This window comes from Seohaeicola saemankumensis (genome assembly GCF_042678485.1).
GTDB lineage: Bacteria > Pseudomonadota > Alphaproteobacteria > Rhodobacterales > Rhodobacteraceae > Seohaeicola > Seohaeicola saemankumensis.
Genome location: NZ_JBHTKR010000006.1, coordinates 156,274 through 175,612 on the forward strand (window position 1 = coordinate 156,274; position 19,339 = coordinate 175,612).

General features: G+C 63.1%; 20 protein-coding genes. 14 read left to right on the top strand and 6 right to left on the bottom strand.

The features are described 5' to 3' along the window. Positions 1–93: 93 nt before the first annotated feature. Positions 94–2,826, bottom strand: a complete 2,733-nt coding sequence (gene gyrA / locus ACFQ3C_RS15515; protein ID WP_380793659.1) for a DNA gyrase subunit A — start codon at positions 2,824–2,826, stop codon at positions 94–96. Between the two features lie 194 nt (positions 2,827–3,020). Between gyrA and ACFQ3C_RS15520 the strand changes: the two genes are divergently transcribed. Continuing rightward, complete coding sequence (locus tag ACFQ3C_RS15520) at positions 3,021–3,290, top strand: usg protein (RefSeq protein ID WP_380793661.1); 270 nt, start codon at positions 3,021–3,023, stop codon at positions 3,288–3,290. 53 nt (positions 3,291–3,343) lie between these two features. Here ACFQ3C_RS15520 and ACFQ3C_RS15525 read toward each other — a convergent pair whose 3' ends face one another. Further along, entirely contained in the window at positions 3,344–3,904 is a 561-nt protein-coding gene (locus tag ACFQ3C_RS15525; RefSeq protein ID WP_380793663.1) for a lipid-binding SYLF domain-containing protein, read from the bottom strand. A gap of 181 nt (positions 3,905–4,085) precedes the next feature. Next, entirely contained in the window at positions 4,086–5,087 is a 1,002-nt protein-coding gene (gene hemB / locus ACFQ3C_RS15530; protein ID WP_380793665.1) for a porphobilinogen synthase, read from the bottom strand. A 118-nt stretch (positions 5,088–5,205) separates the two neighbouring features. Here hemB and ACFQ3C_RS15535 point away from each other — a divergent pair, with 118 nt between their 5' ends. Then, positions 5,206–5,751, top strand: a complete 546-nt coding sequence (locus ACFQ3C_RS15535) for a component of SufBCD complex (protein WP_380793667.1) — start codon at positions 5,206–5,208, stop codon at positions 5,749–5,751. A 9-nt stretch (positions 5,752–5,760) separates the two neighbouring features. Continuing rightward, positions 5,761–9,228, top strand: coding sequence for a transcription-repair coupling factor (gene mfd / locus ACFQ3C_RS15540; RefSeq protein WP_380793669.1), 3,468 nt, complete (start codon positions 5,761–5,763; stop codon positions 9,226–9,228). A 34-nt stretch (positions 9,229–9,262) separates the two neighbouring features. On the opposite strand, the gene ACFQ3C_RS15545 is transcribed toward mfd, so the two are convergent. The 3 genes from ACFQ3C_RS15545 to ACFQ3C_RS15555 are packed head-to-tail and all read right to left on the bottom strand — an operon-like array spanning position 9,263 to position 10,738. Then, positions 9,263–9,838, bottom strand: a complete 576-nt coding sequence (locus ACFQ3C_RS15545; protein ID WP_380793671.1) for an HD domain-containing protein — start codon at positions 9,836–9,838, stop codon at positions 9,263–9,265. After that, entirely contained in the window at positions 9,835–10,077 is a 243-nt protein-coding gene (locus ACFQ3C_RS15550) for a hypothetical protein (RefSeq protein ID WP_380793673.1), read from the bottom strand. The genes ACFQ3C_RS15545 and ACFQ3C_RS15550 overlap by 4 nt, the downstream gene beginning before the upstream one ends. 4 nt (positions 10,078–10,081) lie before the next feature. Beyond that, on the bottom strand, positions 10,082–10,738 hold the full coding sequence (locus tag ACFQ3C_RS15555) for an alpha/beta hydrolase (RefSeq protein ID WP_380793675.1): 657 nt from the start codon (positions 10,736–10,738) through the stop codon (positions 10,082–10,084). A 157-nt stretch (positions 10,739–10,895) separates the two neighbouring features. Between ACFQ3C_RS15555 and ACFQ3C_RS15560 the strand changes: the two genes are divergently transcribed. From ACFQ3C_RS15560 to ACFQ3C_RS15610, 11 genes are all read left to right on the top strand, one after another. Further along, positions 10,896–11,363: a Fe-S cluster assembly transcriptional regulator IscR gene (locus ACFQ3C_RS15560; protein ID WP_380793677.1), complete on the top strand. Its 468-nt coding sequence runs from the start codon at positions 10,896–10,898 to the stop codon at positions 11,361–11,363. Between the two features lie 39 nt (positions 11,364–11,402). Next, a complete protein-coding gene (locus tag ACFQ3C_RS15565; RefSeq protein WP_380793679.1) occupies positions 11,403–12,443 on the top strand; it encodes a cysteine desulfurase family protein in 1,041 nt (346 codons plus the stop codon). 61 nt (positions 12,444–12,504) lie between these two features. Continuing rightward, on the top strand, positions 12,505–14,025 hold the full coding sequence (sufB, locus tag ACFQ3C_RS15570) for a Fe-S cluster assembly protein SufB (RefSeq protein ID WP_380793681.1): 1,521 nt from the start codon (positions 12,505–12,507) through the stop codon (positions 14,023–14,025). Positions 14,026–14,063: 38 nt separating this feature from the next. Then, a complete protein-coding gene (locus tag ACFQ3C_RS15575; protein WP_380793683.1) occupies positions 14,064–14,930 on the top strand; it encodes an FkbM family methyltransferase in 867 nt (288 codons plus the stop codon). Beyond that, complete coding sequence (locus ACFQ3C_RS15580) at positions 14,927–15,268, top strand: DMT family protein (protein WP_068295168.1); 342 nt, start codon at positions 14,927–14,929, stop codon at positions 15,266–15,268. Before ACFQ3C_RS15575 ends, ACFQ3C_RS15580 begins: the two co-directional genes overlap by 4 nt. 4 nt (positions 15,269–15,272) lie before the next feature. Then, on the top strand, positions 15,273–15,593 hold the full coding sequence (locus ACFQ3C_RS15585) for a YbjQ family protein (protein ID WP_380793686.1): 321 nt from the start codon (positions 15,273–15,275) through the stop codon (positions 15,591–15,593). After that, positions 15,590–16,186, top strand: a complete 597-nt coding sequence (locus tag ACFQ3C_RS15590) for a hypothetical protein (RefSeq protein WP_380793688.1) — start codon at positions 15,590–15,592, stop codon at positions 16,184–16,186. Before ACFQ3C_RS15585 ends, ACFQ3C_RS15590 begins: the two co-directional genes overlap by 4 nt. 38 nt (positions 16,187–16,224) lie before the next feature. Continuing rightward, positions 16,225–16,986, top strand: a complete 762-nt coding sequence (gene sufC / locus ACFQ3C_RS15595; protein WP_380793690.1) for a Fe-S cluster assembly ATPase SufC — start codon at positions 16,225–16,227, stop codon at positions 16,984–16,986. After that, positions 16,986–18,272, top strand: coding sequence for a Fe-S cluster assembly protein SufD (gene sufD, locus ACFQ3C_RS15600; protein ID WP_380793692.1), 1,287 nt, complete (start codon positions 16,986–16,988; stop codon positions 18,270–18,272). Before sufC ends, sufD begins: the two co-directional genes overlap by 1 nt. Further along, the gene (locus ACFQ3C_RS15605; RefSeq protein ID WP_380793694.1) at positions 18,272–18,760 is read left to right on the top strand and encodes a YIP1 family protein; all 489 of its coding nucleotides are present in this window, start codon (positions 18,272–18,274) and stop codon (positions 18,758–18,760) included. Before sufD ends, ACFQ3C_RS15605 begins: the two co-directional genes overlap by 1 nt. Continuing rightward, positions 18,757–19,338, top strand: coding sequence for a Yip1 family protein (locus ACFQ3C_RS15610; protein WP_380793696.1), 582 nt, complete (start codon positions 18,757–18,759; stop codon positions 19,336–19,338). The genes ACFQ3C_RS15605 and ACFQ3C_RS15610 overlap by 4 nt, the downstream gene beginning before the upstream one ends. Position 19,339: the final 1 nt, after the last annotated feature.

The window sequence follows — 19,339 nt, forward strand, 5'->3', positions numbered from 1 at the left end:
TTAAGACGGAAAAAGGGGGGCTGTCTGCCCCCCTTCCGACCCCTGCGGGATCGACCCCCCGAGGATATTTCACGCAAGAAGAAAGCCCCTGCGCTATTCGGTTTCGGCCTCGTCCTCGTCCGCCTGATCGGCGATCCGGGCAACAGACACCACGAATTCGCCCGCGCCGGTGTTGAACACCTTGACGCCGCCGGCCGACCGCGAGCGGAAGGAAATCCCCTCGACGGGTACCCGGATCGACTGCCCCCTGGAGGTGGCAAGCATCACCTGATCGTCCATCTCGACCGGGAAGGAGGCGACAAGCGCGCCGCCGCGCATCGCCTTGTCCATGGCCGTGACGCCCATGCCGCCGCGTCCGCGCACGGGGTAATCATGGCTGGACGACAGCTTGCCCGACCCGTTGGCGGTGATGGTGAGGATCAGGTTTTCCGCCGCCGACATCTCGGCATAGCGTTCCTGGCTGATACCCGCATCGGCATTGCCCTCGTCCTCGTCGCTTTCGGTCTCTTCGGTGACGCCGGCAACAAGGCGGCGCATCTTGAGATAGGCGGCGCGTTCATCGGCCCCGGCCTCGAAATGGCGGATCACGGACATCGACACCACGCGGTCATCGCCCTGCAGCCGGATCCCCCGGACCCCGGTGGAATCGCGGCCCTTGAAGACCCGCACATCGGTGGTGGAAAAGCGGATCGCGCGGCCTGAATCCGTGACCAGCATCACGTCGTCATCTTCCGAACAGATGCGCGCGTTCACCAGCTCCACGCCCTCGGGCAGTTTCATGGCGATCTTGCCGTTACGCATCACATTGGTGAAATCCGACAGCGCATTGCGCCGCACGTCGCCCGCCGAAGTGGCGAAGACGATCTGCAGATCGTCCCATTCCGTATCGGGCCGGTCGACCGGCATGATCGCGGCGATGGAAACCCCTGTCGGGATTGGCAGGATATTGACGATCGCCTTGCCCTTGGACGTGCGCCCCCCCAGCGGCAGGCGCCATGTCTTGAGCTTGTAGACCATGCCATCGGTGGTGAAGAACAAAAGCTGGTCATGGGTATTGGCCACGAAGAGCGTGGTGACCACGTCCTCTTCCTTGGTCTGCATCCCTGACAGGCCCTTGCCGCCGCGTTTCTGCGACCGGAAATCGGCCAGCGGCGTTCGCTTGATATAGCCGCCCGAGGTGATGGTCACGACCATGTCCTCGCGCTCGATCAGATCCTCGTCATCCAGGTCGCCCGCCCAGTCCACGATCTCGGTCCGGCGCGGCACGGCAAAGAGCTCTTTCACCTCGCGCAGCTCGTCCGAGATGATGCCCATGATCCGTTCGCGGCTGGCCAGGATTTCCAGGTATTCGCGGATCTTGGCGGCCAGCTCCTGCAACTCGTCCGTGACTTCCTTGACGCCCAGTTGGGTCAGGCGCTGCAGGCGCAGCTCCAGGATGGCGCGGGCCTGGACTTCGGACAGGTGATAGGTGCCATCCTCGTTCACCGTATGGGACGGGTCGTCGATCAGCCGGATGTATTCGGCGATATCGCGGGCAGGCCAGGCGCGGCTCATCAGCCGGTCGCGCGCATCGGCGGCATCGGCAGAGCTGCGGATCGTCGCCACGACCTCGTCCACATTGGTGACGGCCACGGCCAGACCGCACAGGATATGGCTGCGCTCGCGCGCCTTGCGCAGTTCATAGGCGGTGCGGCGGGCCACGACCTCTTCGCGAAAGCCGATGAAACTGGACAGGAACCGCAGCAGCGTGAGTTGTTCGGGCCGCCCGCCGTTCAGCGCCAGCATGTTGCAGCCGAAATAGGTCTGCATCGGCGTGAAGCGGTAAAGCTGGTTCAGCACCACCTCGGGGGTTGCGTCGCGCTTGAGTTCGATCACCACGCGCACGCCGTTGCGATCGCTTTCGTCCTGCACATGGGCGACGCCTTCGATCTTCTTTTCGCGGACCTGTTCGGCAATCTTCTCGATCATCGCGGCCTTGTTCACCTGGTAGGGGATTTCCTCGACGACGATTGCATAGCGGTCCTTGCGGAGTTCCTCGACCCTGGTCTTGGCGCGGATGATGACGCTGCCGCGCCCCTCAAGATAGGCCTTGCGCGCCCCGGACCGGCCCAGCATCAGCCCGCCGGTCGGGAAATCGGGACCCGGCACATATTCGATCAGGTCTTCCGAGGTCAGATCCGGGTTGTCGATCAGCGCCAGCGTGGCATCGACCACTTCGCCCAGGTTATGCGGCGGGATGTTCGTGGCCATGCCGACAGCGATGCCGCCTGCGCCATTGACCAGCATGTTCGGGAACCGGGCGGGCAGCACCGTGGGTTCGCGGTCCTTGCCATCATAGTTGTCCTGGAAATTGACCGTGTCCTTGTCGATGTCGGCCAGCAGGAAGGCGGCGGGTTTGTCCATCCGCACTTCGGTATAGCGCATGGCGGCGGCATTATCGCCATCCATCGAGCCGAAGTTGCCCTGACCGTCAAGCAGCGGCAGGGACATCGAGAAATCCTGCGCCATCCGCACCAGCGCGTCATAGATCGCGCTGTCGCCATGGGGGTGGTATTTACCCATCACGTCGCCCACCGGACGGGCCGATTTGCGATAGGGCTTGTCATGCGTGTTGCCGACCTCGTGCATCGCGTAAAGGATGCGGCGGTGCACAGGTTTCAGGCCATCACGCAGATCGGGAATCGCGCGGCTGACGATCACGCTCATCGCATAATCGAGATAGGAGGTCTTCATCTCCTCGGTGATCGAGATTGTAGGCCCATCGTAGACAACCCGCGCAGGCGTGTTTTCGTCTTCGTTTTCAGGGGTTTCCGGCGTATCGTTCACGTGATTAGCCCGCTCTGTCCAGTTTCACAATATCTTGTTGGAAAGACTATATCAGAGGCAGGATATGGGGTGCAATGCCGCATGCCCCGCAGCCTTGGCAGCCAGGGCCATGATCTGCTAATACATTGTTTTCGTTGAAAAGTAAAACAATGCTGGCATGATTTTACCATCGAGTCGCAAGAACAGGTGAAATCATGCAGGCTTCCGACACCGAACTGATGCTGAAAGGCTATGGCCTGACCACGGCCGAATTCTTCTATCGCATGCCCGATTACCGCAATGTGCTGAACAGCTTTGTCTGGCAGGATTACGACCTGGCGCCGGATCATCCGCGCCTGTTCAGGTTCATCGAATTCTGGCAGGCCGAGATCGAAGGGCCGCTGCATTCGGTGCGCTTCACGCACCGCAAGATGATCTCACCGGGGGAATGGCGCAATGTCGTGGGGGAATTCCACCTGCATTGAGACGCGCGCACAGGCAAAGGGGCAGGTGGCCGTGGCGTCTGCCCCTGACCGTATCAGGGAATGATGCGCGTGTATTTCACGCCTTCCAGCGTGGCACCGACCATCAGGCCGGCCTGGCCGAAGATCAGGGCAACGACAGGCGCGGTCGAGGTCGTGGTTTCCGCGCGCAGGTTGTCGGCGCGGTCGCTGATCACGTATTCCACATCGGCGCCCGCCGCCCAACCCGAGGATCTGCGGAAGCGTTGCAGCGCGTCATCGGTCATGAAGAACAGCACATGCGCGAATTGCTGCGCGCCGATCTGGAGGCCGAAACTGCCCTTGGCGGCGGAATAGTAATCGACCGTGGTGCCGCTGACCCGCAGCGCGCCGCGCCCGTAGCCGCCACCGAAGCCAAAGCCCGCCTCGGTGATCAGGGGCATGACCAGTTGCCCGACCGACTTGCTGGCAAGGTCGCGGGTGTTGGGATAGGTCGCATAGAGATAGTTCATCGTGGCATCGACACGGTTGTCGATGACGGCCGACCCGGGGCTGCCGATCCCGTTGCCGCAGCCTGCGGTCAATCCTGCGCCTGCCAATGCTGTCAGGGTAAAGGTCCGTCTGCTCATCTTTGTCATGTGTCTTGCCTGTTCCGTTATGCTGCTGCCGCTGTTCTTTTGTTTGCGCCGGATGTTTGCATCTCCGGCTATGCGCTGAATATAGAGGCAAATCAGCGCCCTGTCACCAACTCTTGCGGCGGTGGGTCGGGCGGGCGACCGATCTGGCAAGACTTCGCCCAAGGGATGTGGTTCCCGTGGCTCAGGCCCCGGCCAGCTTGCGCGCGACGGCGGGGGCGAAATAGGTCAGGATCCCGTCACAGCCGGCGCGCCGGAAACACATCAGGCTTTCCAACATGGCCCTTTCGCCGTCAATCCAGCCGTTCTGCGCCGCGGCCTGTATCATCGCGTATTCGCCCGACACCTGATAGGCATAGGTCGGCGCGCCGAAGCTATCCTTGACCCTGCGGCAGATATCCAGATAGGGCATGCCGGGCTTGACCATGACCATGTCGGCCCCCTCGCGCAGGTCACGTTCGACCAGGCGGATCGCCTCGTCGGAATTGGCGGGGTTCATCTGATAGGTGGTCTTGTCGCCCTTCAGCGCACCGGATGCGCCTACCGCATCCCTGAACGGGCCATAGAAGGCCGAGGCATATTTGGCCGCATAGCTGAGCAGCATGACATTGCTGTGCCCGCCCGCCTCAAGCGCCTGCCGGATCGCACCGATCCGGCCATCCATCATGTCGGAGGGCCCGATGATATCGGCCCCCGCTTCGGCCTGGCTGAGCGCCTGTTTGACCAGCGCCGCGACGGTTTCGTCGTTCAGGATCACGCCATCGCGCCAGAACCCGTCATGCCCGTCCGAATTATAGGGATCCAGCGCCACATCGGTCATCACCGCGATGCCGGGCACGGCGGCCTTGATGGCGCGGGTGGCGCGGTTGCTCAGGTTCTCGGGGTTCCAGGCTTCGGCGCAGTCGCGGGTTTTTTTCGCGGGGTCGGTATAGGGAAAAAGGCAGATCGCGGGAATGCCCAGATCCGCCGCCTCGCGCGCGGCTTCGACCACGCGATCGACCGAGCGGCGCATCACACCCGGCATCGAGGGCACAGGCTCTTCCACCCCTTCGCCATCGCGGACGAAAACCGGCCAGATCAGATTGCCCACGGACAGGGTGTTTTCCTGCGTCAGCGCCCGGATCGCGGGGGATTGGCGGGTGCGGCGAAAGCGGGTGGCGGGGTAGGCGGCCTGGCTGGGGATCATCACAACGTCATCTCATGCTGGTTTTCTCATGCGTCGCATGGATATTGCTTCATCTCAAGGGTAGGAATTGCTGAATTTCGCCGCTATGGAAGCAAACACGTTTTAAAGGGCCTTTCAATTGGACTTGTTCTCCACCCTGAGCGAAGCGATCAACCTGCGTTCGTTCTCGAACCTCTGGTACTGGATCATGCTGGCCGTCGTGTGGTCCAGCACGACCCATTGGGTACTGGGTGTGCCCTATGACATGGTCGTGCGCGCGGCTTCCCAGGGCGGCGAGGCCGAGGCCGACCTGAACGATATCGTCCGCGTGAATGTGAACCGTATTCTCTATATCTCGCAGATGTCCGGGCTGTGGATTGTGGGCTTCGGCACCTTCTTTCTGACCCTGCTGGGGCTGACCGGCTTCGTCTACGGCGTTCAGTTGTCTCAGTCCGTATTCCTGGTGGCCTTTCCGATGTTCATCGTGGGGTTTTTGTCCCTCAGAACCGCCAGGCGCCTGCGCCGCGACGGCCCGACCGGCAAGGCGCTGCACAAGATCCTGCAACGGCACCGTCTTGTGGTGCAGGGAATCGGCGTCGTGTCGGTTTTCATAACCGCGCTGTGGGGAATGTATCAGAACCTGAACTATATGATCCCCGATCATATCATCAGACCCCTTGGATAACCCCCGCGCATGACCGAACAGACCCGCATCACCGTTGGCGGTGCCCCCGAAGGATTTGACGCACGCCTGGTCCTGAAAGAGATCGAGCGCCGCGCCGCACCCGTCCTGCATGTGGCCCGCGATGACAAGCGGATGGCCGCGATGCAGGCCGCCTTGCGTTTCTTTGCGCCCGACATGCCGGTGATCACCTTCCCCGCCTGGGATTGCCTGCCCTATGACCGGGTCAGCCCGAATGCCGATATCTCGGCCGCGCGGATGGCGACGCTGGCGGGGCTGGTGCATGGCATGCCCGCACGGTTCATCCTGCTGACAACGATCAGCGCCGCGATGCAGCGCATCCCCGCGCGCGACGTGCTGCGCGAGGCGGCCTTCAGCGCGCGCGTCGGCGGCCGCCTGGACGAGTCAGCGCTGCGTGCCTTTCTTGTACGGATGGGCTTTTCCCAGGCCCCCACGGTGATGGAACCCGGCGATTACGCGATCCGGGGCGGCATCATCGACATCTTTCCACCGGGCGAGGGCGGTCCGGTCCGGCTGGACCTTTTCGGCGATGTGCTGGACGGGGCGCGCCGGTTCGATCCGGCCACGCAGCGGACCACCGAAAAGCTGGATATCATCGAACTGGCGCCCGTCTCGGAAGTCATCCTTGATCCGGCGGCCATCACCCGGTTCCGCCAGAACTACCGCATCGAATTCGGCGCGGCAGGCACCGATGACCCGCTCTACGAGGCGGTCAGCGCGGGGCGCAAACATGCGGGCATCGAACACTGGCTGCCATTCTTTCATGACCGGCTGGAAACCATTTTCGACTATCTGCCCCAGGCCACGGTCACCCAGGATGACCAGGTCACGCCGACGCGCCTGTCACGGTGGGACAGTATCGCCGATCAATATGAAACCCGCCGCCTGGCCATGACCCAGAAAGGGCGGATGGACACGGTCTACAAACCCGTGCCGCCGGGGCTGCTCTATCTGGATGACACAACCTGGGAGGCCGCCACCGCCGCGCACCGGGTCATGCAGTTCAATCCGCTGGCCCAGGCGACAGGACCGGGCGTCATTGACGCGGGCGGGCGGATCGGGCGCAGCTTTGCACCCGAACGCCAACAGGAAAACCTGAGCCTTTTCGCAGCCTTGGCATCCCATGTGAAAGCGCGGATGGACAAGGGGCCGGTGCTGATCGCCTCATATTCCGAAGGGGCGCGCGAAAGACTGGACGGGTTGGTCGCGGATGAGGGGCTGATCGGCGCGGTCCATGTGGCTGATGCGCGCGGCATCGGCAAGCATGGCCTGCACCTTGCGGTCTGGCCGCTGGACCAGGGCTTCGAGGCCGAGGGCCTGACCGTGATCAGCGAACAGGATGTGCTGGGCGACCGGCTGATCCGCGCCCCGAAGAAACGCCGTCGCGCCAATGACTTCCTGACCGAAACGCAAAGCCTGTCGCCCGGCGATCTGGTTGTGCATGTCGATCACGGGGTCGGCCGCTATCTCGGGCTTGAGGTCGTGACCGCGCTGGGTGCGGCGCATGAATGCCTGACGCTGGAATATGCAGAAGGCGCAAAGCTTTACCTGCCGGTCGAGAATATCGAACTGCTCAGCCGGTTCGGCCATGAGGAAGGGCTGCTCGACAAGCTGGGGGGCGGCGCATGGCAGGCCAAGAAGGCGCGGCTCAAGGAACGCATCCGTGAAATGGCCGATCGGCTGATCCGGGTCGCGGCCGAACGCGCCCTGCGCACGGCCCCCGTGCTGGAGCCGCAGCATCACGCCTGGGAAGCTTTCAGCGCGCGTTTCCCCTATATGGAAACCGACGACCAGATGCGCGCGATCGAGGATGTTCTGGCCGATCTGGGATCGGGCAACCCGATGGACAGGCTGATCTGTGGCGATGTGGGTTTCGGCAAGACCGAAGTGGCCATGCGCGCGGCCTTCGTGGCGGCCATGTGCGGCGTGCAGGTTGCGGTGATCGCCCCCACGACCCTGCTGGCACGGCAGCATTTCAAAAGCTTCGCGGAACGCTTCCGGGGCTTCCCGCTGGAGGTGCGCGCCCTGTCGCGCTTTGTCAGCGCCAAGGATGCACAGACCACGCGCGACGGTCTGGCGCGCGGCACGGTCGATATCGTGGTGGGCACCCATGCGCTGCTGGCCAAGGGCGTCAGTTTCAAGAACCTCGGCCTGCTGATCATCGACGAAGAGCAGCATTTCGGCGTCGGCCACAAAGAGCGGCTCAAGCAATTGCGTAGCGATATCCATGTCTTGACGCTGACAGCCACGCCAATTCCGCGTACGCTGCAACTGTCGCTGTCGGGGGTGCGCGATCTGTCGATCATCGGCACGCCCCCTGTCGACCGGCTGTCGATCCGCACCTATGTGTCCGAATTCGACGGTGTCACCATCCGCGAGGCGCTGCTGCGCGAGCATTTCCGCGGCGGCCAAAGCTTCTTTGTGGTGCCCCGCATCAGTGACCTGCCCGAGATCGAGGAATTCCTGAAGACCCAGGTGCCCGAAGTCAGCTATGTCGTGGCCCATGGCCAGATGGCGGCGGGCGAACTGGATAACCGGATGAATGCCTTCTATGACGGCAAATACGATGTGCTGCTGGCCACGACCATCGTGGAATCGGGCCTTGATATCCCCACGGCCAACACGATGGTGATCCACCGCGCCGATATGTTCGGCCTTAGCCAGCTCTACCAGATCCGGGGGCGCGTGGGGCGGTCCAAGACCCGCGCCTATGCCTATCTGACCACGAAACCGCGCGGCAAGCTGACACCCGCCGCCGAAAAACGCCTGCGCGTGCTGGGCAGCCTGGACACGCTGGGCGCGGGCTTCACCCTGGCCAGCCAGGACCTGGACATTCGCGGCGCCGGCAACCTGCTGGGCGAAGAACAGTCAGGCCAGATGCGCGACGTGGGCTACGAGCTTTACCAGCAGATGCTGGAAGACGCGATCGCCAAGATCAAGGCGGGCGAGATGGAAGGCCTGTCGGACAGCGACGGGCAATGGGCGCCATCCATCAACCTGGGCGTGGCCGTTCTGATCCCCGAGGATTATGTGCCCGATCTGGATGTGCGGCTGGGATTGTATCGTCGTCTCAGTAACTTGCATACCAAAGTTGAACTGGAAGGCTTCGCCGCCGAGCTGATCGACCGTTTCGGTCCGCTGCCGCGCGAGGTGAACACGCTGCTCTTGATCGTGCGGATCAAGGAGATGTGCAAGAAGGCCGGGATCTCGCGGCTGGACGGCGGACCAAAGGGCGCCACGATCCAGTTTCACAACGACAAGTTCGCCTCGCCCCAGGGATTAGTCGAATTCATCGGCGCGCAGAACGGATTGGCCAAGGTGCGCGACAACAAGATCGTGGTGCAGCGCGACTGGACGTCGGAGAAGGAAAAGATCCGTGGCGCCTATGCGATTGCCCGCGATCTGGCCGAAAAGGTCGTGGCTGAAAGAAAACGTGGCGCGGCACCGGTAAAAAGCTGATCCCAAACATCAGCCAAGATCGGCAAGCCATTGATCAAACGCCAAAAAAGGCGCGTATACGCGGGTTGATCCAGTCCCATAGGGTCGGCGCGCCATGGGCGATCTTGCTGCCCACGCGGGACACCAGCCTATCATAGCTGACATCGTATTCGGTCCAGCTGCCCCCGCCTGCGGCGAGGTTCTGATTGGGGGGCTGGAACCGGTCCAGCGACTTGGCAAAGCGTGCGTCAACCGTCTGGTTTGCCTCGAATTCTTCCCACAGGGCGCGCAGACTCTCGGCCTGGTCGGCAGGCAGCAGGCCGAAAATGCGATCGGCGGCGGCGGATTCGTCCTGTTGCAGGGCCGTCGCGTCATGGCTGCCAAAGATCGGGGCATCGCCCGCGTCGATCTCGACCAGGTCATGGATCAGCAGCATGCGGATAACCCGGTCGATCGCCACGCCTTGGGGGGCATGTTCAGCCAGAACAAGCGCATAGAGGGCGATGTGCCAGCTATGTTCACCAGAATTCTCGTAGCGTGACCCATCGCACAGCCGGGTGGCGCGGTTCACCGATTTCAGACGGCAGGCCTCGGTCAGAAAGGCCATCTGCGCATCCAGCCGAGGGGTCATTCCGGCGGTGCTTTCTTGCGGTCGGCCATCGCCTTCTTGACGCGGTCGCGCAGCAAGCGCCGGGCCCGCGTCTCGGCGGTACGGACACGGATCGCGGTCATGAAAGCCTCTTCGGTCACGGTCGAGGATGTGCCCAGCGTCCGGGCAATGTCGTCGATCAGCGTCGGGTCACCCAGGGCCTCGACCGCGTCCAGCACATCCTTGGCAAGTGCATCGGCAAGGTCTTCGGTCACGCCCATGGGATCACCGCGAATTTTCCGTCAGGCGGCGCTTCACGTAATCCGTGACGGTGCCGATCATCTGATCCATATGGCCGGGACCGTCAAAGAAATGGCCCGCACCTTCGATCTGTTCATGGGTGATCGTGATGCCGCGCTGTTCGTGCAGCTTGCCGACAAGATTTGCCGTATCGGCAGGCGGGGCCACGCGATCGGCCGTGCCGTTGATCACAAGCCCCGAAGCCGGGCAGGGCGCCAGGAACGAGAAATCGTACATATTCGCCGGAGGGGCCACCGAGATGAAGCCCGTGATCTCGGGGCGGCGCATCAGCAACTGCATCCCGATCCAGGCCCCGAAGGAAAAGCCCGCAACCCAGCAATGCTTGGAATTGTTGTTCATGGATTGCAGGTAATCCAGCGCCGAGGCGGCATCCGACAACTCTCCGATGCCCTGGTCGTATTCGCCCTGGCTGCGCCCCACACCGCGGAAATTGAACCGCAGCACCGTGAAGCCCATGTTGTAGAAGGCATAATGCAGGTTGTAGACGACCTTGTTGTTCATCGTGCCGCCGAACTGCGGATGCGGATGCAGCACGATGGCGATTGGCGCGTCACGTTCCTTTTGCGGGTGATACCGGCCTTCGAGCCGGCCTTCGGGGCCGGGAAATATTACCTCGGGCATATTGGTTTCTGATCTCCTGGATGGGTGCGGCAATTATTCTTGACGAATTTGCTCAAGCACCTTAGAACGTTTCTAAATCGGATTGTGCGGCCGTGCCGGGTTCAAGCCAGATAAGCCTTGCGCCCCCTCACGTCAATGAATTCACGAAGGCTATCCTATGAAACTGAGCACGAAGGGCCGCTATGCGATGGTTGCGCTTGTCGATATGGCGCTGCAACCGGCGGGTTGCCTGGTGACGCTGGGCGAGATTTCGAAGCGCCAGGACATCTCCTTGCCCTATCTCGAGCAGCTGTTCGTCAAGCTGCGTCGCGCGGGCCTGGTCGAGTCCGTGCGCGGCCCCGGCGGCGGCTACCGCCTGTCGCGCCCCGCCAGCGAAATCCGCGTGGTCGAGGTGCTGGGCGCGGTCGATGAAACCGTGGACGCGATGCATCGTGGCGAGGGGGCCAGCGGCGCGGTGTCGGGCAGTCGCGCCCAATCGGTGACGAACCGTCTGTGGGAAGGGCTGAGCGCCCATGTCTATGTCTATCTGCACCAGACCCGGCTGTCAGACGTGGTACGCAACGACCTGGCGCCCTGTCCGGCGGTGCCGTCGCTGTTTTCCATGCCTGTCGTGGATGAGGCCTGAGGTGGATTTGAGTATTTCTGGAACGATGAAAGGCTGAGGGTGCGCGTCTATCTGGACCATAACGCAACAACGCCGCTGCGGGCCGAGGCCCGTGACGCGATGCTGCGCGCCATGGATGTGGTGGGCAACCCGTCTTCGGTCCATGCCGAGGGGCGCGCGGCCAAATCGCTGGTCGAGGCGGCGCGCGCGCAAGTGGCCGCCGCACTTGGGGCAGAGGGCGCGGATGTGATCTTTACCTCTGGCGCGACGGAAGCCGCGGCGCTGGCGCTTGCGGGCCGGGGCCTGCACGGCGCCGAGATAGAGCACGAGGCCGTGGCGGCCTGGGTCGCCACCGATCTGGCGGTGAACCGGGCCGGGATGGTGACGGTGACCGATCCTGGCCAGTCGACGCTGCAACTGGCCAATTCCGAAACCGGCGTGATCCAGACGCTGCCCGAAGGGCTGGCGGTGTCGGACATGACGCAGGCCTTTGGCAAGCTGCCGCTGGCCTTCAACTGGGCGGGTTGCACGATGGCGCTGGTCTCGGCGCACAAGCTGGGCGGTCCCAAGGGCATCGGCGCGCTGGTGATCAGGCGCGGCACCGATCTTGCGGCGCAGCTGCGTGGCGGCGGGCAGGAAATGGGCCGGCGCGCCGGCACCGAGAACATCATCGGCATCGCCGGTTTCGGGGCCGCGGCCGCGGCGGCGGCGCGCGATCTGGCCGATGGGGCCTGGGATCGGGTTGCGGAACTTAGAAATATTCTAGAAAAGGCCATTGAGGCCGGGGCGCCGGACACTATTTTTCCCGGAAGGGAGGCCCAGCGGCTGCCCAACACCAGTTGTTTCGCCACCCCCGGCTGGAAGGGCGAAACGCAGGTGATGCAGATGGATCTGGCCGGTTTCGCCATTTCGGCGGGATCTGCCTGTTCCAGCGGAAAGGTCCGCGCCAGCCGTGTGCTGCGCGCCATGGGATATGACGATGACGTGGCCAGCGGGGCGATCCGCGTCTCGTTGTCGCCATCGACCCGCAAGGATGATGTGCTGCGCTTTGCCGAGACCTGGCTGGCCAAGCGCAGCAAGTTTGCCGCGCGCGCGGCATGAGGAACAGGGCGCCCGACGGTTGGGGCGCGACAGACAGAAGACGCGAACAGGAGTGCAGGGCATGACCACGTTGAAAGAAGAAATCCGCGAAGGCGTCGACCGCGAAACGGTCGAGGCGGTGCGCGAGGTGGGCAGCACCTACAAGCATGGCTGGAATACCGAGATCGAGATGGAATACGCGCCCAAGGGCGTGAACCCCGATATCGTGCGCCTGATCAGCCAAAAGAACGAAGAACCCGAATGGATGACCGAATGGCGCCTGTCGGCGTTCCAGCGCTGGGAACAGATGGACGAGCCGACATGGGCGATGGTCAGCTATCCCGAGATCGATTTCCAGGACATCTACTACTACGCCCGACCGACCAGCATGATCGACAAGCCGAAGTCGCTGGACGAGGTCGATCCCAAGCTTCTGGCGACCTATGAGAAACTGGGCATCCCGCTGAAGGAACAGATGATCCTGGCCGGGGTGGAAGGCGCCGAGGACATGCCCGCCGAGGGCCGCAAGGTCGCGGTGGATGCCGTCTTTGACAGCGTCAGCCTTGGCACCACCTTCCAGAAGGATCTGGAAAAGGCGGGCGTGATCTTCTGTTCGATCTCGGAAGCGATCAGAAAGCACCCCGATCTGGTGAAGAAATACCTCGGATCGGTCGTGCCGCCTTCGGACAATTTCTATGCCACGCTCAATTCGGCCGTCTTCTCGGATGGATCCTTCGTCTATGTGCCGCCCGGCGTGCGCTGCCCGATGGAGCTGTCGACCTATTTCCGCATCAACGCCGAAAACACCGGGCAGTTCGAGCGGACGCTGATCATCGCGGACAAGGGCAGCTACGTGTCCTATCTGGAAGGCTGCACCGCGCCCAAGCGCGATACCGCGCAGCTGCATGCGGCCGTGGTCGAGATCATCATCGAGGAAGATGCCGAGGTGAAATATTCCACCGTCCAGAACTGGTATCCGGGCGATGAGGAAGGCCGCGGCGGCATCTACAACTTCGTGACCAAGCGCGCCGATTGCCGGGGCGACCGGTCCAAGGTGATGTGGACCCAGGTCGAAACCGGCTCTGCGGTGACGTGGAAGTACCCCTCCTGCATCCTGCGCGGCGACGACAGCCAGGGCGAGTTCTATTCCATCGCCATCGCCAACAACATGCAGCAGGCCGATACCGGCACCAAGATGGTGCACCTGGGCAAGAACACCAAGTCGCGCATCGTGTCCAAGGGGATCAGCGCGGGCCGCGCGCAGAATACCTATCGCGGGTTGGTGTCGATGCATCCCAAGGCGCAGAACGGGCGCAACTATACCCAGTGCGACAGCTTGCTGATCGGCGACAAATGCGGCGCGCATACGGTTCCGTATATCGAGGTGCGTAACAACAGCGCCCGGGTCGAGCATGAGGCGACGACATCCAAGGTGGATGACGATCAGCTGTTCTATTGCCGCTCGCGCGGGATGGACGAGGAAGAAGCGGTGGCGCTGGTCGTCAACGGCTTCTGCCGCGAAGTGTTGCAGGCCCTGCCCATGGAATTCGCCATGGAAGCGCAGCAACTGGTCGCCATCTCTCTGGAAGGCAGCGTCGGCTGAGGCCGGGGGCCCGCGGGCCCCGCGCATGGGACAAGTCAATGGCAGTGGCGGGAAAATCCCTGATCGCGATGCTGGGGGCGCGGCTTGATCTGGCCGCCCCGCTGGCCATTGTCGATGTCGGTGCGAATCCTTTGGGCAAGCCGGTCTACAAGCCGCTGGTGGCGGCCGGTCTGGCGCATGTCTGGGGCTTCGAGCCGAATGCCGAGGCTTTTGCCAAACTGGCGCCAAATCCGCAGGCAACCTATCTGCCCGTCGCGGTGGGTCGCGGCGGGGCGGCGACATTTCATGCCTATCCCGCGTCCGAGATGTCATCGCTCTATCCGCTCAGCGCGGCCTCGATCGGCTATCTGGGGCATTTCCGCCGCCACCTGGGGCAAGAGACGCAAAGCCGGATCGAGACCCGCGCGCTGGATGACATCGACCAGATCGACCGTCTTGATCTGCTGAAGATCGACGCGCAGGGCGCGGAATGCGATGTGATCGCGGGGGCCCGCGGCAAGCTGGCGGGCGCGGTCATGGTCATTGCCGAGATGCGTTTCTACCGGCTCTATGATGGCGAGCCGATGCTGCATGACATGGACCGCGCCTTGCGCGAACAGGGTTTCGTGCTGCACCGCTTTCTGCATCAGAAGGCCAGGATGCTGAACCACAGCCAGAAGGCGCGGGTCAATGCGCGGGCCATGTCGACCCAGCTGATCGACGGCGACGCGGTGTATATCCGCAGCTTTGAGGATCGCAGCACCTGGGGCGACGGACAGTTGCGCGCGCTGGCCCTGCTGGCCGCGACGATCGGCAGTCATGACCTGGCCTTGCTGGCGCTGGATACGATGGTGGCGCGGGGGCTGGCGCGCAAATCCCTGCCCGGGGCCTATGTCGATCTTCTGCCGCAGGAGCTGCGCGCATGACACTGGCCCATGTCACACCCATCCTGCTGCTGGCCATGTCGAATGTCTTCATGACCTTCGCCTGGTACGGCCATCTGAAATTCCCGACAGCCCCGCTGCTGGCGGTGATCCTGATCAGCTGGGGCATTGCCTTGTTCGAATATACGCTGGCGGTCCCGGCAAACCGGATCGGCCATCAGGTCTATACGGCCGCCCAGCTCAAGACCATCCAGGAGGTGATCACATTGGTCGTCTTCGTCGGCTTTTCCGTCTTCTGGCTGAAAGAGGCGATCAGCTGGACCACGGCCGCCGGATTTGGCTTCATCGCGCTGGGTGCGGCGCTGGTATTCAGAGGGTAGGATCATGATCGTCACAACCACCAACAGCATCGAGGGGCACCGCATCGCCACCTATCACGGCATCGTCGTGGGCGAGGCGATCATGGGCGCCAACGTTGTCCGCGATATCTTCGCCGGCATCACCGATATCATCGGGGGCCGGTCGGGGGCTTACGAATCCAAGTTGCAGGATGCCCGTGATGTGGCGCTGCGCGAGATGGAACAGAAAGCTGCCAGCATGGGGGCCAATGCCGTCGTGGGCGTGGATCTGGATTACGAGATCGTGGGCCAATCCATGCTGATGGTCAGCGCCTCGGGCACCGCCGTGACGGTGACGCCCGCATGAGCCTTGCCGCGCCCATCACCCGGCCCGAGCTGACCCTGCCCGCGGCAGAGGCCGACGTGCTGCGCGCGGCCTATGCAGGGGCCGGGACCATCCTGGAATACGGATCGGGCGGGTCCACGGTCATGGCTGCCGAGATGGGCAAGGATGTCACCGCCGTGGAAAGCGATCAGGCCTGGGCGCAGATGATGCGCGACTGGTTCACCGCTAACCCGCCCAAGGGCAAGGTCCGGATCCTGTGGTCCGACATCGGCCCCACCAAGGAATGGGGCCATCCGGTCGATGACAGCGCATGGAAACACTTTCCCGCCTATCCTCTGGCGGTCTGGGATACGCCCGGTCTGGATCACCCCGATGTGGTCCTGGTCGATGGCCGCTTTCGCATGGGCTGCGCCCTGGCCACGGCCTTTCGCATCACGCGGCCGATCCCGCTTTACTACGATGACTATGCCAACCGCCCGCGCCATCACCAGATCGAGGCGTTTCTGGGCACACCTGCCGAAGTCACGGGCCGCATGGCCCGCTTCGACCTGACACCGACACCCGTGCCGGCAGACCGTCTGCTGCGGGTGATCCAATTGATGACACGCCCCTGAGCAACGCCAGGGAAAAAGAAATACGGAAAGGAAGAAACATGCTGGAAATCAAGAACCTGCACGTCAAGCTCGAAGCCGAGGACAAGGCCATTCTGAAAGGTGTCGACCTGACGATCGAACCGGGCAAGGTCCATGCGATCATGGGGCCGAACGGTTCGGGCAAATCGACATTGTCCTACGTGCTGTCCGGGCGCGATGGCTATGAGGTGACCGAGGGCAGCGTGACCCTGGAAGGCGAAGACATCCTTGAGATGGAGCCGGAAGAGCGCGCCGCGGCGGGCCTCTTTCTTGCGTTCCAGTACCCCGTGGAAATTCCCGGTGTCGGCAACATGACCTTCCTGCGGACCGCCGTGAACGCGCAGCGCAAGGCGCGCGGCCAGGATGAAATGAGTGCTGCCGAATTCCTCAAGGTGATCCGCGAGAAGGCCAAGACCCTTCAGATCGACGCCGACATGCTCAAGCGTCCGGTCAACGTGGGCTTTTCGGGCGGTGAAAAGAAGCGCAACGAGATCCTGCAGATGGCCATGCTCGAGCCGAAGATGTGCATCCTGGACGAGACCGACTCGGGCCTTGATGTGGACGCGATGAAACTGGTCTCGGAGGGGGTGAATGCCCTGCGCGATGCCGGCCGGTCCTTCCTGGTGATCACCCATTACCAGCGGCTTCTGGATCACATCAAACCCGACGTGGTCCACATCATGGCCGAGGGTCGCATCATCAAGACCGGCGGGCCGGACCTGGCGCTGGAAGTCGAAAAGAACGGCTATGCCGATCTGCTGGCCGAAGCGGGGGCAGCGTGATGGCAAAGGCGCAACTGAAGCAGGACGCGACCGAGGCGCGGATCGCCGCGCTGACCCTGCCCAAGGGCGGCAAGTGGATCGCTGCGGCCCGCGCCGATGCGCTGGCGCGGCTGCGCGCTATGGGGCTGCCCGCGCGGCGCGACGAATACTGGCGCTACACGCGCCCCGATACGCTGACGCAGGCGGATGCGCCGGCGGCGGCGCTGTTTGACGCCAAGGAACCCCCGGTGTTCGACAGCGTTGACCGGCTGCGTATCGTTTTTGTCGATGGCGTCTTCGATGCCGCGGCCAGCGATGATCTGTCGATGGCGGGCGTCGAGATCGAGCGGCTTGAAACCGCATCGGGTGCGGATATCCACTGGGCCAAGGATCATTACGGCGTGCTTGAGGCGCGTGGTCAGAAACCCGTGGACCGCCCGCTGGCGGCGTTGAACAGCGCCTTTGCCACCGATGGCGTGCTGATCCGCGTCAGCGGAAAGGCCGCAAAGCCGATCAGCCTGATCTATACCCACAGGTCGGAAACCTCGGATGCGATCCTGCATCACGTGGTGAAGCTGGAAAAAGGCGCGGAACTGACGCTGCTGGAAAACGGTCCGGCGGCCGCACGCTTCAACAAGGTGATGGAGGTCGAGGTGGCCGATGGCGCGCGTTTCCATCACATCCGGGCGCAGGGCCGCGATCACGAACGCCGGGCCGCAACCCATGTCTTTGCCCGGCTTGGCACGGAAAGCCAGTTCAAGTCCTTTACCCTGACGGTGAATGGCGTTCTGACCCGCAACGAGGCGGTGATCGAGCTGACCGGCGACGATGCCGTGGCCCATATCGCGGGCGCGGCCATGGGCGACGGGGCTTTCCTGCATGACGACACGGTGTTCATCACGCATGACGCGGTGAATTGCGAAAGCCGGCAGGTCTTCAAGAAGGTGCTGCGCAACGGGGCCGTCGGCGTGTTCCAGGGCAAGATCCTGGTCAAGGAAGGCGCGCAGAAGACCGATGGCTATCAGATCAGCCAATCGCTGCTGCTGGATGGCGACAGCCAGTTCCTGGCCAAGCCCGAGCTTGAAATCTACGCCGATGACGTGGCCTGTTCGCATGGATCGACATCGGGTGCGATTGATGTCGATGCGCTTTACTATCTGCGCTCGCGCGGGGTGCCGAAGAAAGAGGCGACCGATCTGCTGGTTCTGTCTTTCCTCGCCGAAGCGGTGGACGAGATCGAGGATGACGACCTGCGCGACGAGATCGTCAGCCGCCTGACAGGCTGGCTGGCCCGCAGGGGCGGCTGATGGCAGTCACCAGCGAGATCGTTGCAACCTACAAGGCGCCGGGCCGTGTCATGGCCCGGCTCATGTCGGACGGTCCCCGTGAAGACCGCGCCTTGGCGATCCTGTTGGGGGCCTGTGTCGTCATGTTCATCGCGACCTGGCCCAATGCCTCGCGCGAGGCATTTCTGACCGGGCAGGAGCCGCAGATGCTGATGGCCGCGCGGCTGTTCGGCGTGGTGTTCGTTCTGCCCCTGCTTCTTTATGTCATCGCCTTGATCAGCCACGGGATGTTGCGTCTTTTCGGCGGGCAAAGTACGGGTTACCGCACGCGGATCGCGTTGTTCTGGGCCTTGCTGGCCGCAAGCCCGTTGGCGCTGCTGGTGGGACTTGCGGGCGGTTTCATCGGACCCGGCCTTGAAACACGACTGACCGGGGCGATCTGGTTCGCGGCCTTCGCCTGGTTCTGGATCGCCGGCTTGCGCCAGGCCGGATGGGGAGAGACGCGATGACCTTGAAAGACCTTGCCGCCCTGGCCATGGAGACGCTGCGCGACCCGCGCGGCACCGGCGAGCGGCTGATTGCGATGCAGCTTGGCCTGCCGGTTCTCTGGACGGCGCTGGCGCTGGCATCCGTGCTGAGTGCATTGCTGTTCAGCATCAACATGTCGATCTTTCCCGCGGCTTTTCCGATGCCGGGGCTATTCTTCAACCCGGTGCTTTATGCCGTCGTGCTGGCGGGCGGCACGGTCATTTCGATGCATCTGCTGACCTGGATGGGCACGATCATGGGCGGGCGCGGCACGCTGGCCGAAGTGACGGTGCTGCTGGTCTGGTTGCAATACATGCGTCTGGCCGCACAGGTCGGGCTGTTGCTGCTGACCCTGATCATGCCCCCGCTGGGCATGATGGCAACACTCGTTGTCGCCTTCTACAGCTTCTGGCTGCTGCTGAACTTTCTGGATGTGGCCCATCGGTTCGGATCGCTGGGCAAGGCGGCCGTCGTGCTGCTGATGACCGCGGTCGGCATCGTGGTCGGCCTGTCCTTCCTGTTGGCGCTGATCGGCGTCCCCGCAACAGAAATGAGTTGAC